The sequence below is a fragment of the Xanthomarina spongicola genome (assembly GCF_003148645.1).
Lineage (GTDB): Bacteria > Bacteroidota > Bacteroidia > Flavobacteriales > Flavobacteriaceae > Xanthomarina > Xanthomarina spongicola.
This window is the reverse complement of record NZ_QGGP01000003.1, coordinates 18154-31147: the sequence shown is the minus strand read 5'-3', so window position 1 is coordinate 31147 and position 12994 is coordinate 18154. Positions and strand designations below refer to the sequence as shown.

At 31.1% G+C, this 12994-nt stretch carries 15 protein-coding genes; 4 read left to right on the top strand and 11 right to left on the bottom strand.

Annotated elements, in window-relative coordinates; genetic code table 11:
* Positions 1–52: 52 nt before the first annotated feature.
* The 8 genes from LX78_RS06990 to LX78_RS06955 all read right to left on the bottom strand — a co-directional run bounded on the left by LX78_RS06990 (position 53) and on the right by LX78_RS06955 (position 7389).
* Positions 53–2272 (bottom strand): TonB-dependent receptor, encoded by a 2220-nt coding sequence (locus LX78_RS06990; RefSeq protein ID WP_109681955.1) that lies wholly within the window; start codon positions 2270–2272, stop codon positions 53–55.
* A 244-nt stretch (positions 2273–2516) separates the two neighbouring features.
* Positions 2517–2924 (bottom strand): alternative ribosome rescue aminoacyl-tRNA hydrolase ArfB, encoded by a 408-nt coding sequence (arfB, locus tag LX78_RS06985; RefSeq protein WP_109681954.1) that lies wholly within the window; start codon positions 2922–2924, stop codon positions 2517–2519.
* A 1-nt stretch (position 2925) separates the two neighbouring features.
* Positions 2926–4476 carry a DUF4301 family protein gene (locus LX78_RS06980; protein WP_109681953.1) on the bottom strand — a complete coding sequence of 517 codons (1551 nt, stop codon included), beginning with the start codon at positions 4474–4476 and terminating at the stop codon, positions 2926–2928.
* Positions 4477–5043 (bottom strand): AAA family ATPase, encoded by a 567-nt coding sequence (locus LX78_RS06975; RefSeq protein ID WP_109681952.1) that lies wholly within the window; start codon positions 5041–5043, stop codon positions 4477–4479. It lies immediately after the preceding gene.
* Positions 5004–5636, bottom strand: a complete 633-nt coding sequence (pnuC, locus tag LX78_RS06970) for a nicotinamide riboside transporter PnuC (RefSeq protein ID WP_109681951.1) — start codon at positions 5634–5636, stop codon at positions 5004–5006. Before pnuC ends, LX78_RS06975 begins: the two co-directional genes overlap by 40 nt.
* Positions 5620–5880, bottom strand: a complete 261-nt coding sequence (locus LX78_RS06965; RefSeq protein WP_109681950.1) for a hypothetical protein — start codon at positions 5878–5880, stop codon at positions 5620–5622. The genes pnuC and LX78_RS06965 overlap by 17 nt, the downstream gene beginning before the upstream one ends.
* A gap of 87 nt (positions 5881–5967) precedes the next feature.
* Positions 5968–6702 (bottom strand): phosphoglycerol geranylgeranyltransferase, encoded by a 735-nt coding sequence (locus LX78_RS06960; protein ID WP_109681949.1) that lies wholly within the window; start codon positions 6700–6702, stop codon positions 5968–5970.
* A gap of 57 nt (positions 6703–6759) precedes the next feature.
* The gene (locus LX78_RS06955) at positions 6760–7389 is read right to left on the bottom strand and encodes a 4'-phosphopantetheinyl transferase family protein (RefSeq protein ID WP_109681948.1); all 630 of its coding nucleotides are present in this window, start codon (positions 7387–7389) and stop codon (positions 6760–6762) included.
* A 135-nt stretch (positions 7390–7524) separates the two neighbouring features.
* Here LX78_RS06955 and ahcY point away from each other — a divergent pair, with 135 nt between their 5' ends.
* A complete protein-coding gene (ahcY, locus tag LX78_RS06950; protein ID WP_109681947.1) occupies positions 7525–8841 on the top strand; it encodes an adenosylhomocysteinase in 1317 nt (438 codons plus the stop codon).
* Positions 8842–8928: 87 nt separating this feature from the next.
* Positions 8929–9396, top strand: coding sequence for a DUF1569 domain-containing protein (locus tag LX78_RS06945; protein WP_109681946.1), 468 nt, complete (start codon positions 8929–8931; stop codon positions 9394–9396).
* 54 nt (positions 9397–9450) lie between these two features.
* Here the strand turns inward: LX78_RS06945 and rpmA are convergent, their stop codons facing one another.
* Together rpmA and rplU are read right to left on the bottom strand one after the other, a co-directional pair.
* Positions 9451–9711, bottom strand: a complete 261-nt coding sequence (gene rpmA / locus LX78_RS06940) for a 50S ribosomal protein L27 (protein ID WP_109681945.1) — start codon at positions 9709–9711, stop codon at positions 9451–9453.
* 26 nt (positions 9712–9737) lie between these two features.
* Positions 9738–10286, bottom strand: a complete 549-nt coding sequence (rplU, locus tag LX78_RS06935) for a 50S ribosomal protein L21 (RefSeq protein WP_109681944.1) — start codon at positions 10284–10286, stop codon at positions 9738–9740.
* 335 nt (positions 10287–10621) lie between these two features.
* Here rplU and LX78_RS06930 point away from each other — a divergent pair, with 335 nt between their 5' ends.
* A complete protein-coding gene (locus LX78_RS06930; RefSeq protein WP_109681943.1) occupies positions 10622–11338 on the top strand; it encodes a LolA-like protein in 717 nt (238 codons plus the stop codon).
* A 51-nt stretch (positions 11339–11389) separates the two neighbouring features.
* Here the strand turns inward: LX78_RS06930 and LX78_RS06925 are convergent, their stop codons facing one another.
* On the bottom strand, positions 11390–12268 hold the full coding sequence (locus LX78_RS06925; protein WP_109681942.1) for a DMT family transporter: 879 nt from the start codon (positions 12266–12268) through the stop codon (positions 11390–11392).
* A gap of 90 nt (positions 12269–12358) precedes the next feature.
* Between LX78_RS06925 and LX78_RS06920 the strand changes: the two genes are divergently transcribed.
* Positions 12359–12976 (top strand): heavy-metal-associated domain-containing protein, encoded by a 618-nt coding sequence (locus LX78_RS06920; RefSeq protein WP_109681941.1) that lies wholly within the window; start codon positions 12359–12361, stop codon positions 12974–12976.
* Positions 12977–12994 lie beyond the last annotated feature (18 nt).

The following is a 12994-nucleotide window of genomic DNA, read 5'->3' as shown; positions in this document are numbered from 1 at the left end:
ACTCTATTTAGAGTGGTTTTGTATTTAATGATATTTATATGATGGATACTACTTAAAACTTTAAGGTTATACCTAATAAAAAATTTGTAGTGGCTTGTGGATAATATCCTGTTCCTTCAATAGTTGTTATTTGGTTTGGATCTGTCCAAGTATCATCATAGGTATAATAATAGCCATTGGAACTATATTCTTCACCAAAAAGGTTATTTACCAATCCGGAAATAATAATGGCTTTAAAAATTGAATTGGTTTCAATTTCATACATCACATTAAAATCGTTTACAAAATAACTGTCTAATTTAGAAGCTTTCGTATCTGTGTTTCCCATATATTGTTCGCCAACAAACTTACTTAATAGAGACATTTGCAAACCTTGAAATGGTTTAAACACCAAAGCATTTCCAGCAACTAAGTTTGGTGAGAATGAAATATTTGTAGATCCAAGGTCCACTAGCTCACCATTTGATGAAACAACTGTTTCTTTATTTTTATTAGTACTTAAAGCCACATTTGGCTGAATACTAAATGTATTAGACACATTAAAAACAGCATCAACCTCTAAGCCTAACCTATAACTTTTCCCTGAATTATTTCTTACAGGATTCCCAACATCGTTTATGGCTCCAGTTAACACCAATTGCTCATTATACAACATGTAATACAAATTTGTATTGACACTAAAAGTTTCAGATTTGTGTCTCCAGCCTAATTCGAAATCGTTTAACTGTTCTGGTTTAATGTCTGGGTTGTTTTCAAAATCGTCTCTGTTTGGTTCTCTATTGGCTCTAGCATAAGAAAAATATAGATTGTTATTGTTGTTTATATTATAGGTAATTCCTGCTTTTGGATTGAAGAAATTATAATCCTTGTCAACTATAAATGGAGCCACATCAGAATTTGTTCCAGTAGTTGTATAATTCACATAACGTGATTGTAAGTCTAGATATAAACTAAAATGATTATTTAATCTATAAGACGCTTTTGCAAAAGAACTGAAATCTATTTTCTTCCCATTACCATTGTAATACCTATATCTAATATCACTATTACTTGCATATTCTGCCCAGATAATTTCACCATAATGATCTCCAGAATACGTGCTGAAAGAAGTTCCGAAAATAATATCTAATGCATCCTTTTTATAGTTGGCATTGGCATTAACAACATAAAAATCGTTATCCAACCATCTACGTCTTATTAAATCTGTTTCAGTAATAGTTTCATTCCCTATTTCAACATTATCTAAACCATAATCTGCAAATTCTTGGTCTTCTTTGTATTGCTCAAAATAGCCTTTACCTTTGGTGTAATTCAATGCTAAGTTAGTTGACCATCTATTGTTTATGCGCTCATTCCAATGTAACTGATAATGGTCTTGTTGGTAATTGTCAATTTCATTATCGTAAAACTGAATGTCTCCATTTTCGTCTGTGTACATTCCAGCAGAATTAAATGTTCTATCGTTTTCCAAAATATAAAGATCTTCAATACCATTCCAAGATTGATATGTTTTTTCTTTTCCACTAAAAGTTATGGCTTTAATCAAGGTGTTATCATCTACATAAGATCCTTGAAGAAAATACGATTTAAGGTTTGTTGTTGCTCTATCTATATAACCATCAGATTTTATTTGAGATAATCGACCAGCAATTTCTATATGGTTGTTTAGCAATCCTGTACTAAATTTAACTGTGTGTTTCCAGGTATTAAAACTCCCATAACTGTTGGCAATTTCTCCAAAGGCTTTTTCTGAAACAGCATCTGTAAGCACATTAATACTTGCTCCAAAAGCTCCAGAGCCATTGGTTGAAGTTCCAACACCACGTTGTAGTTGTAAACTTTCGACCGAAGAAGCGAAATCGCCTAAATTCACCCAATAAGTTCCTAGCGATTCGGCATCGTTATAAGGAATTCCGTTAATAGTGATGTTAGTGGATTGTGCATTAACCCCACGAACACGAATGCCTGTATAACCTATTCCTGCTCCAGCATCTGAAGTAGTTACAACAGACGGTAAGTAGTTTAAAAGAATTGGCACATCTTGACCTAAATTTCTTTTTTGCAACTGTTCTTTGGTTAAGTTAGAATGCGTAATTGGTGACTTTGCATTTACACGAACTGCTCTAACCAAAACTTCGTCTAGAGTTTCTAATTGTGTAGAATCTAATTGTTTTTCTTGAGAATAGACAGTAAAAGCAAAGAGTGAAAAAAGTAAAAAGACTTGTAAGTTCTGCCTACTTTTAAATGACAGATTGTTGAATAAAAATTTCATCCGATAAAATAAATTTATACGAATAAAAAGAGGTTATTATTCTGGTTTATAATTAATTATTTTGTGAGACGCTTCGACAAGCTTAGCATGACACATAACACAAAATTGTGTTTAAAATCCCTAAACAGCATTACCTGTTCTAGGTTCATTGGGTATGATCTCAGCCGATTATTGGCACCCCTTTTTGAGAACGATGCAAAGGTAAATAACAATAAAGAATTAACAGTACAAAATAGCTAATTATTTAACTTATTTCAGGTGGCTTTCTATTCGCTTTCTTATCAGCTTGTTGCTTCTTTTTTGATAAGCGCTTTAATTTAACAGCTCTTGGAACTTTAGTTGGCCTTCGTTTTTTTGGAACTTTAAGACCTTGTTTAATAAGCTCTATAAAGTGTTTTATAACTAACTCTTTATTTTTATGCTGACTTCTACTTTCATCAGAGTTAAGAATTAGAATACCTTCAGTAGTTAATCTGTTTGATAAATTTTTGAATAGTAAGATTTTTTGCTCTTCTGAAAACACTCCAGAATTTGTTAAATCAAAATTTAAAACCACTTTTGAAGATACCTTATTTACATGTTGCCCTCCAGCTCCAGAACTTCTAATAGCTTTGAAGGTTAATTCAGTAATTAATAAATCTTCATCAAACATTTTATTTTACTTGATGAGTAGGTTTTAATAAATCTGTAACTGTTTTAACAGGATTGAAGGTAATTAAAGGGACTTCAACAAAAATAGTATTCCAATTAGCCATACTACCATTCCAAAGTCCTGGCAATTCTAAAGCCTTTAAATCTTTCCCGGTTTTTGTTTTCATGGTAATGAAAGCTGTTTTATGGTCTACAAACTGTTCTAAATTAAACCTGTTACCTTTATAGTCTTTGATACCACAAACCAAATCTACTGGATTAAAATGAGTTGCGTTTTTTAATATTTCTTTTTGATGTTTATCCTTTTTATTTATTTGAGCAGATTCAACAATTTGCAGAGATACTTTCCCACTTTCGTCCTTTACCCAAAAAGGGCCTCCTCCAGGTTCTCCTTCATTTTTAACCATACCACAAACGCGAATAGGTCTGTTTAACTTGTCTACTAAATAATCGACTTGATATTCAGTTGCATATTTTTCAAATTCCGAAGAAATAACTACATTCATTTTATTAGATAAAAACATAGCAATTTCTAATATTTCAGCTTCAGAAATTAATTTATTTTCTAATTTTTCAAGATATTCAAATGCTTTAGTTTGAATATCCATTAAAATTCCAGCTAACATTTTTTTGTATTCACTTACCTCGTTTTCGTATTTAAAAACCACAACGTTATCTATATTTTTTATAAATATGATGTCTGCATTCAAATCGTTTAAATTCGATAATAAAGCTCCATGTCCTGATGGTCTAAACAATAAACTTCCATCTTCTAATCTAAAAGGTTTGTTTTCTATAGTTACTGCAATGGTATCTGAAGCGTCTTTTTGGTAAGAGAAAGAAATTTCAAATTGAGTATTTGTTTTACGTTCTACAATGGTTTGGATTTTTTTAAACTCGTCGTCAAAAATATCTTTATATTTCTCTGAAATAGTATAGTGTAAATTGGCTTTTTTATTACTCGAAGCATATAAAGCTGCTTCAAATAAATGCTCTTCGAAGGCAGTTGCAATATGTTCTTTATATTTATGAAAAGGTAACAAGCCTTTTGGAAAAAACCCGTAATTTAACTTATCTATATCTAACATTGTTTTTACAAATAAAAACCTTTGTTTGTCTGTAGAAACAGAATGGAAGTCTGGATATTTTTCTTCTATTTTACTTAATACAATTTTGTAAAATGGTAGTTTTTCTAAGCCTACAAAAAATACTGATAATGCAGATTCTTTTGTTCTATTTATATAAGCATTAACCGTTTCTTGATCTGGATTATATACTTCGATAAAGCTAAAAAACGATTTAAACATTCTGGTTGCAGCACCAGAAGCTGGAACAAATTTAATTATAGAATAATTATTTCTTCTCTTATCAAATAACTCTATAAAAGATTCTTTTTCTTCATCTGAAAGCTTTAATATTCCTTGCCCTATAGTAGCTGCAGATTGCAAGTTTACAAATGGCAATCCCGTTTTAAACAATTCTATTTGCTTTTGAATCTTTTCTAAAGTTAATCCCTTTAATTCTATTTGATTTATGTCTTTTTCTGAAAACATTCAATTCTTTTTTAATAATACATCTATATGTTTTATAGCGAGTTCTAATCTCTCATTTTCGCTGCCTTTTAGCAAAACATAAGGTCTTTTGTTAGTAAGTAATGCTTGCTGGAAAGCTTGGAACATGGTTTCTCTTTCATGAGGTTTATCTCGTAAATCGTCTGCTTCCCATTGTGTGTCAATATAAGTTAAAAAATACAAATCGTATATATTTTCAAGTGCATATTTGTTAAGTAGAGGATCGCAAAATCCATTATAATATACTTCGCTATAAACTTTTGTTTCTAATAAATCTGTATCGCAAATTAGAACTGAATCAACTTGTTTTGCTAATTGGTTTTCTAGTTTCATTTGTCCAATAGCAATAGGAATTAAATCTTCTGGCTGACATATTTTTTTTTCAGTATCCCATTTCTTTTGAAGATATTCTCTAGCAAACTCTGGAACCCAAAAGCTTTTATAATGCTTTGCTAATTTCATTGAAAGTGTTGTTTTTCCAGTAGATTCTGGTCCAAACAAAACTACTTTTATACAACTACTCTCTTTTTGTTTAAGTTTTTCTTCCATGCTAAATATCCAAATATTGCAATTACTGTAAACCCTAAATATTGCAAACTAGTAAATGTAAATCCTTTATAAAAATATAGTGGAATTGAAATTATATCTCCAATAATCCAAAAAATCCAGTTTTCAATTTTTCTTCTGGCCATAAGCCACATTCCAACAAAGAAGATGGCTGTTGTTATGGTATCTACATAAGCCACCCAACCTGTCCACATATTAAAAGTTTGATAAACTATAAAGACAAATAATAAGGTTGCCAAAAAGATCCAGACACTTATTTTCTTTTCCTTTTTAGTTGTTAAAGAAATTGGAGTTAAATGAGTTGCATCTACTTTTCTTGTCCAAATATACCATCCATAAATACTCATAATAAAATAATACCCATTTATCATCATATCTCCTAGAAGAGCCCATTTTAAAAGCAAATAAACAAAAATACTTGTGCTTATCATTCCTGTTGGAAATACTAAAATATTATTTTGTTTGGAAAACCAGACAGACAGAAATCCAAAAATTACAGCAATAATTTCTAAAACAATATCAATGGTTTGATAACCTTCATATTGTTCGAAAAAAAAATTAAAAATCTGGCTCATAATTGCTTCTATCTGTTTTTACAACTTTCATGGTTAAGACACATATTTTTTGTTTTTCGAAGGCTGTTTTTATTTGAGAATTTAAATAAGGCATCAGCTCATCATACTCACCAAAAATCTGGGTACTTAATGGGTTTTCTAAAACTGTAAATTTTGAATCTCTTAGAGATTTTATAAAATTAATTACATGTATTTCGTAATCGTCCTGTAATGGCGATAATGTTAAATCTACCGATATTTTCATGTTATTTCCTGCGAAGGCAGGAATCTATTTAATTAAAAGTTATATTATATAAAAGACCTCTCGACTATGCTCAAGGCCACATTAGTCTTAGTTTTTCAATTCTTCAAAAAACGATTCATCATCTTCAAACGCAGTTCCAATAACCACTAAATCTGCTCCAGAATTATAAGCTAAAAGCAATTGCTCTTTTGTTCTAATTCCTCCTCCAACAATTAAGGGAATTGATATTTCTTTTTTTACACTTTTTATAATTTCCGAAGAAATTGGATAAAAAGCACCACTACCAGCTTCAAGGTAAATTAATTTCATTCCTAATAATTCGCCAGCCTTGGCTGTGTCGACAATCTGTTGGATATTATTTCTAGACAATGGCTCTGTTTTGGTTACTCTTTGAACAGCTGTTTTATGGCCGCTTTCTATAAGAATATAGCCTGTTGGAATAACCTCAAGGTGCATTTTGCGTAATTTTGAAACAGAAGCAATATGTTTCTCTATTAAGTATTCTGGATTTCTTCCAGAAATTAAAGATAAAAATAACAATGCATCTGCTTGATTTGTTATCTGAGAAACATCGCCAGGAAATAATACGATTGGTATTCTAGTTTGTTTTTTTATCTCTGAAACCAATTTTTCTGTAGCAGAATCTTCAACTGTACTTCCTCCAACAAAAATATGTGTAGCCTTTGAATTATTAACCTTACTAATAAAATTTGATGCCATTTCAATGGACATTTTATCAGGATCTATTAAGACAGCCAAAAGTTTTTCTCCTTTTAAAATGGAGTTATTGATACTTTGATATATTTTTTCTTTTTTTGCCACAAATGCACGAATATCTTTTTGTCTGTTTTCTCTTTTCTACTTCTTTAGTCTGAATAATTAAGATGGTAAAGCATAAGCACAAGTAAAGCCTTCAAATTCAAAAAAAGATGTGTTAAATCTGTGTTTTTTATCTTCATAATCTATCCAAGCAACTGTTGAAGCCTCTTCAATAGTGAACGGAATAACTAAAGTATGCTGTAAAAAACTCAATCCTGGAGTTGCAAACAATTTGTAAAGCGATTCTTTTACACACCAAATAACTGTTAATTTATTAATATAATCTGGCGCATCTTTTTTAAGATACTGAAATTCATATTCCATAAACTTATGAGCAATAATGCCAATCTTATCTCGTTGCTTTTCAATATCGATGCCTACTTCAAAATCGCTAACTATTACACCAGAAAATGTAAATGAATGTGTAATGGAAATGTGTTTTCCGTCTTTTAAATGTGGTTTACCATTTTCATCGTAAAATAAATCGGCATCAGTATAACCAAACTCTGCCAATAAATGTCTAACACTTAAAAATCCTCTTTGGTGCAATTCGCTTTTCATCCTTAAAACACGTTCCATGTTTTCTGGTTTTAGTGTAACTGCCTGAAATAAATTACTATATGATTCTGTAATCTGCCAGATTTTAACAATAGTTTGTGGGTTTGGACTAAAGGATTTATAAAGAGGCATTTAATTTTTTAAAAGTTATTGGTTATCTTTGCATCGCCTAAGGCGAATTCAACATTTTTAATATAGCGAATTTAGTTATTTTAAGTGCTAAACCAAAGATGTTGACTTTAATAAAACAAAAGAAATTTAGAAAGAATGAATACAAAAACTGTTGCTTACGTACCTAACAAGGTAAAAGATATCTCACTAGCAGATTGGGGAAGAAAAGAAATTGAATTAGCTGAAGCAGAAATGCCAGGTTTAATGAGTCTTCGTGAAGAATACAAAAATTCACAACCTCTTAAAGGAGCTAGAATTGCAGGTTGTTTACACATGACCATACAAACTGCTGTTTTAATAGAAACCTTACAAGCTTTAGGTGCCGAAGTTACTTGGAGTTCTTGTAATATTTTCTCAACCCAAGATCAAGCTGCTGCTGCAATTGCTGCTGCTGGAACTGCAGTTTATGCATGGAAAGACATGACAGAAGAAGAGTTTGATTGGTGTATTGAGCAAACATTATTTTTTGGTGAAGACAGAAAACCTTTAAATATGATTCTTGATGATGGAGGTGATTTAACTAATATGGTTTTAGACAAATACCCAGAACTTGCTGCTGGAATTAATGGTCTTTCTGAAGAAACCACAACTGGTGTTCACAGATTATATGAAAGAATGAAGGCTGGAACTTTACCTATGCCAGCAATTAACGTGAACGATTCGGTTACAAAATCTAAATTCGATAATAAATATGGTTGTAGAGAAAGTGCTGTAGACGCTGTACGTCGTGCAACAGATATTATGATGGCTGGTAAACGTGTGGTTGTTTGTGGTTATGGTGATGTTGGAAAAGGTACTGCTGCTTCTTTTAAAGGAGCTGGAAGTATTGTAACCGTTACTGAAATTGACCCAATTTGTGCACTACAAGCTGCTATGGATGGTTTTGAAGTGAAAAAATTAGAAACTGTTGTTGGTAATGCTGATATTGTTATTACTACTACAGGAAATAAAGATATTGTTCAAGGGCGTCATTTTGAAGCTATGAAAGACAAAACCATTGTTTGTAACATTGGACATTTCGATAACGAAATTGACATGGCTTGGTTAAACAAAAATCATGGTCATACAAAAAACACTATAAAGCCTCAAGTTGACAAGTATACTGTTGATGGAAAAGATGTTATTATCTTAGCTCAAGGTCGTTTGGTTAATTTAGGTTGCGCAACTGGACATCCTAGTTTTGTAATGAGTAACTCTTTTACAAACCAAACCTTAGCCCAAATAGAACTTTGGACAAACAAAGACGCTTACAAAAATGAAGTATACATGTTACCTAAACACCTAGATGAGAAAGTAGCAAAACTTCACTTGGCAAAAATTGGGGTAGAACTAACAGAACTTCGTGACGACCAAGCTAAATATATTGGTGTAGAAGTAGAAGGCCCTTTTAAACCTGAATATTATAGATATTAATAAATTCCTGGGAAGACAGGAATCTTATAATCAATAATAATTTAAAAACCCTTACAGTAATGTGAGGTTTTTTTATTAGTTTAAAGAATGCAAAAACAAAACCCAGAAAATCTTATTCCTCTAGTTAAAGAATTAGAACGCTATATTGCTTTAAAAGATAAAAGAAACGATGCTGTTTCAAAATCTGATGTAGCTTGGCAAATAGACCACTCTTTAAAAGTCTTAAACCTAGTTACCAATAGTATTATCCATTCTAATCCCGAAGACTACAAATGGCGCTTTAACAAATGGCGATTGTTATTATTTACTTTAGGGTATATACCAAGAGGAAAGGCAAAGGCACCCAAAATTGTAAAACCACCTGAAGTCATTACTTTAGACGATTTAAAAGCACAAGTCCAGTTAGCATACAATAATGTAGAACGTTTAAAGCCTTTAAACAAAAATGCGAGTTTCACACATTTCGTGTTTGGACAACTTAATAGAGATAAAACCATTCAATTTTTGAAATTACACACCAATCATCATCTAAAAATTATTAAAGATATGTTGTAATAAAAAACCCTTTCAGTTTCCTGAAAGGGTTTTAATATAGATTGAAATTGTTTCTTAAGCTTCGAAAGGCTCAATTGAAACATAAGACTTATTGTCTTTTTTCTTTGTAAATTTTACAAGCCCATCTACTCTAGCGTGTAATGTATGATCTTTTGAAGAATATACATTCTCACCTGGATGATGTGTATTTCCTCTTTGTCTAACGATAATGTTTCCTGCAATTGCAGCTTGACCACCAAAAATCTTTACACCTAAGCGTTTCGATTCTGATTCTCTACCGTTTTTCGAACTTCCGACTCCTTTTTTATGTGCCATTTTATTTCGATTTTAGTTTATTAAAATTAACTTAAAGCAGCAATTAATTCGGCTTTCTTCATTGAAGAATATCCTGTTATTTCTTTTGCTTTTGCCATTTCTCTTAATTCTGCAACAGTCAAACTGCTTAAATCTTGAGATGCTTTTTCCTTTTTAGCAGCTGGTTTTGCTTCTGCCTTTGGAGCATCAGCTTTTTTTGGTTCTGCTTTTTTCACTTCTTTTACTGGAGTTGCCTTTTCAGCTTTTGCTGCTGGCTTAGCTCCTGAAGCTACTATGTTTTCAATTAAGATTTCTGTTAAAGATTGTCTGTGTCCGTTTTTTACACGGTAACCTTTACGTCTTTTCTTTTTGAAAACGATTACTTTATCACCTTTAAGGTGCTTTAAAACTTTTGCTCCTACTTGAGCTCCAGTTATAGCTGGGGCGCCTACAGTAACTTTGTCTCCATCAGCTAAAAGAAGTACATTGTCAAAAGACACTGTCTTACCTTCTTCTGTTGCTAAACGGTTGACAAAGACTTTTTGGTCTTTTTCAACTTTAAATTGATGCCCTGCTATCTCTACAATTGCGTACATAGCGTAACTTTTTATTATTAATTTGTTCAAAAAATGAGTGCAAATATACTGCTAATTAATTAAACTACAAACGTTTTATTTGTTTTGAGTGAAATTTTTGCTGTTTTTAAATATTTAATTTAAAAGTTAGGTCAAGAATAATAAGTTGCTTAAAGTTAGAACCTCTACTCTATAACTTTATTTTGAACACAGTTTTTAATTGAATTTTAACAAAAATATCTTCTATTGAAACATAAAATAACGCTTCAGTCATTTATTTTTTTCTGTAACATTAATACTATCTTGTAGACATATACTTTAAACTTTAAACATTATCTCACTTAAAACATTATCTCATGAAAATTAAATTAGCATTTCTTGTCGTTTTACTCTTTAATATAAGTGCCAAAGCTCAAGATACTGCCGAGCATAAACAAGCAACTAATTCAATTACTGTTGAAAAAGTTTATGAAAACTATTTAAATGCCATTGGTAAAAAAGAAACTCTTAAAGAAGTAAAAACCATTAACTTTAAGGCTAATGTTACAGTTGAAGGCCTTCCAATGTCGTTAACTGCTGAAATTAAATTAAAGAGTCCTAACAAAGAATCAGTAGAAATGTCTGATGAAGGAATGGGAATTATTTCTAAACAAAAATTTAATGGAGAAGATGGTTATGTTGAACAACAAGGTGTGAAAACTGATCTTACCGAAGAGCAAATTAAATCTAAAAAAGGAAAACATTCTATTTTTCCTGAATTATATCCAGGTGACATAGAAAGCACTCTAGAAGAAACTACCTTTTTAAATGGTAGAGACACATATAAGATTAAAATAGTAAAAGGCGATAACATTTCGTATAAATTTTACGATACTGAAAATCACTTACTTGTTCGTGCAGAAATGGAGTCAAAATCACAAGGAAAATCTTCTATGGAAATTTCAGATTATAAAGAAGTGAATGGTATTTTATTTCCACACAAACAAAAAATTACAGCTGGTATGCAAATTATTACCATGAATTACACAGATGTGATTATAAATGAAAATGTTACTGAAGAAGATTTTAATTAATAAAAAATAAAATGTCAAAAAAGCTCGAAAGATTTCTTCTTTCGGGCTTTTTTATTGTTGTCTTTTATGAGATAAATAAACTCCTAATAGAATAATAATAGTTGCAAACCCTTGGAGAACAGTAAAAGATTCACCATCTAAAACACCCCAAGTCAATGCTACAATTGGCATCAAATAGGTAACAGACGAAGCGAATACAGGTGTTGAAATTTGTATTAATTTATTAAATAAAACTTTTGCTAAAGCTGTTCCAAAAAAAGACAAAATAGTAACGTAAATCATTGACATTTTAAAATTCGGATTTTCAAAAGTTTCAGCATTGAAAAAATCTGAAAACAATAACACCAAAATAGCTGGAATAACTATAACTACATAATTCCCAGCAGCAATCCCTAAAGGCTTTACAAATTGTAAATGACTCTTTATTATATTTACATTTAATGCATACAAAATGGTTGAAATAATAACATAACCTGCATATAAATAATTTTGTTCTGGGTTTAATTCGGCTCCTTTTAAAATAAGAATAGCTGTTCCTATAAAACCTATAATAACACCTAAAACTTGTCGTTTGGTTGATGCTATTTTAAACACAGCAAAGCCTAATAAAATGGTATTTAATGGCACTAATGAATTTAGTATGGATGCAACAGCACTATCTATTTCTGTTTCGGCTATGGCAAATAAAAAGGCAGGAATAAAAGAGCCTAACATTCCAGTAAGTGCAATCCATTTCCATTGTTTTATTTCTATAAGCTTGACACTTTTAAATCCAGCAATCAATAAAAATACAGCAGTAATTATAGTTCTTAATGCACCTAATTGATAAGGGTTTAACCCAAGAAGTGATTTTTTTATTAGTATAAAAGAGCTTCCCCATATTAAGGACAAGACAAATAAATACAACCATTTAACCTGAATATTTTTCATACACTTACTTCAATTCACAAAGTTGCTATTTTTTGATACAATAAAGCGTAATAATTAGTAGTTTTGTAACTAAATTAATATTTAAAACAAATGAAATCATTAAAAAATATTATCGGTTTATTGCTGTTAACTGTTTTTATAACAGCTTGTAAAAATGAAACAACTCCAGAAGTTGTGACAGTTGAAGTTGAAACTGCTTCTGAAGAAGTAACTTTAGACCCTAACGTAACTTATGCAAAAGCAGAGTTTACTATTGAAGGAATGACTTGTGCTATGGGTTGTGCAAAAACCATTGAAAAGAAAATGGCTAAAATGGAAGGTGTAAAATCTGTAACTGTAGATTTTGACAAAAAGTTAGCTATGGTTGAATACGACGAAGCTAAAGTAACTCCAACCTCTTTAGAAGAGGTGGTTAAAAAAGCTGGAGACATGTATTCTGTAACAGACATGCATACTGTTGGTTCTTCTAATCAAGACAAATTATGTAAAATGGCTTGTTGTGAAGGAAAAACAGATGAAGAAAAAGCAAATTGCGAAATGGCTTGTTGTACAGACAAAGCTGATGCTGAGAAAAAAGCTTGCGATAAAGATTGCAAAAAAGCATGTTGTGCAGACAAAGCAGAAAAGTCTGAAGCTTCAACTGACAAGAAAATGGCATGTAAAGCAGATTGCAAAATGGCTTGTTGTGCAGATAAAGGTAAAGCGTAATTTTACTTATTATATTAT

Excerpts from the sequence above, each read along its gene's own strand:
- LX78_RS06990 (WP_109681955.1), bottom strand. The coding sequence starts at position 2,272 with ATGAAATTTTTATTCAACAATCTGTCATTTAAAAGTAGGCAGAACTTA.
- arfB (WP_109681954.1), bottom strand. The coding sequence starts at position 2,924 with ATGTTTGATGAAGATTTATTAATTACTGAATTAACCTTCAAAGCTATT.
- LX78_RS06980 (WP_109681953.1), bottom strand. The coding sequence starts at position 4,476 with ATGTTTTCAGAAAAAGACATAAATCAAATAGAATTAAAGGGATTAACT.
- LX78_RS06975 (WP_109681952.1), bottom strand. The coding sequence starts at position 5,043 with ATGGAAGAAAAACTTAAACAAAAAGAGAGTAGTTGTATAAAAGTAGTT.
- pnuC (WP_109681951.1), bottom strand. The coding sequence starts at position 5,636 with ATGAGCCAGATTTTTAATTTTTTTTTCGAACAATATGAAGGTTATCAA.
- LX78_RS06965 (WP_109681950.1), bottom strand. The coding sequence starts at position 5,880 with ATGAAAATATCGGTAGATTTAACATTATCGCCATTACAGGACGATTAC.
- LX78_RS06955 (WP_109681948.1), bottom strand. The coding sequence starts at position 7,389 with ATGCCTCTTTATAAATCCTTTAGTCCAAACCCACAAACTATTGTTAAA.
- ahcY (WP_109681947.1), top strand. The coding sequence starts at position 7,525 with ATGAATACAAAAACTGTTGCTTACGTACCTAACAAGGTAAAAGATATC.
- LX78_RS06945 (WP_109681946.1), top strand. The coding sequence starts at position 8,929 with ATGCAAAAACAAAACCCAGAAAATCTTATTCCTCTAGTTAAAGAATTA.
- rpmA (WP_109681945.1), bottom strand. The coding sequence starts at position 9,711 with ATGGCACATAAAAAAGGAGTCGGAAGTTCGAAAAACGGTAGAGAATCA.
- rplU (WP_109681944.1), bottom strand. The coding sequence starts at position 10,286 with ATGTACGCAATTGTAGAGATAGCAGGGCATCAATTTAAAGTTGAAAAA.
- LX78_RS06930 (WP_109681943.1), top strand. The coding sequence starts at position 10,622 with ATGAAAATTAAATTAGCATTTCTTGTCGTTTTACTCTTTAATATAAGT.
- LX78_RS06925 (WP_109681942.1), bottom strand. The coding sequence starts at position 12,268 with ATGAAAAATATTCAGGTTAAATGGTTGTATTTATTTGTCTTGTCCTTA.
- LX78_RS06920 (WP_109681941.1), top strand. The coding sequence starts at position 12,359 with ATGAAATCATTAAAAAATATTATCGGTTTATTGCTGTTAACTGTTTTT.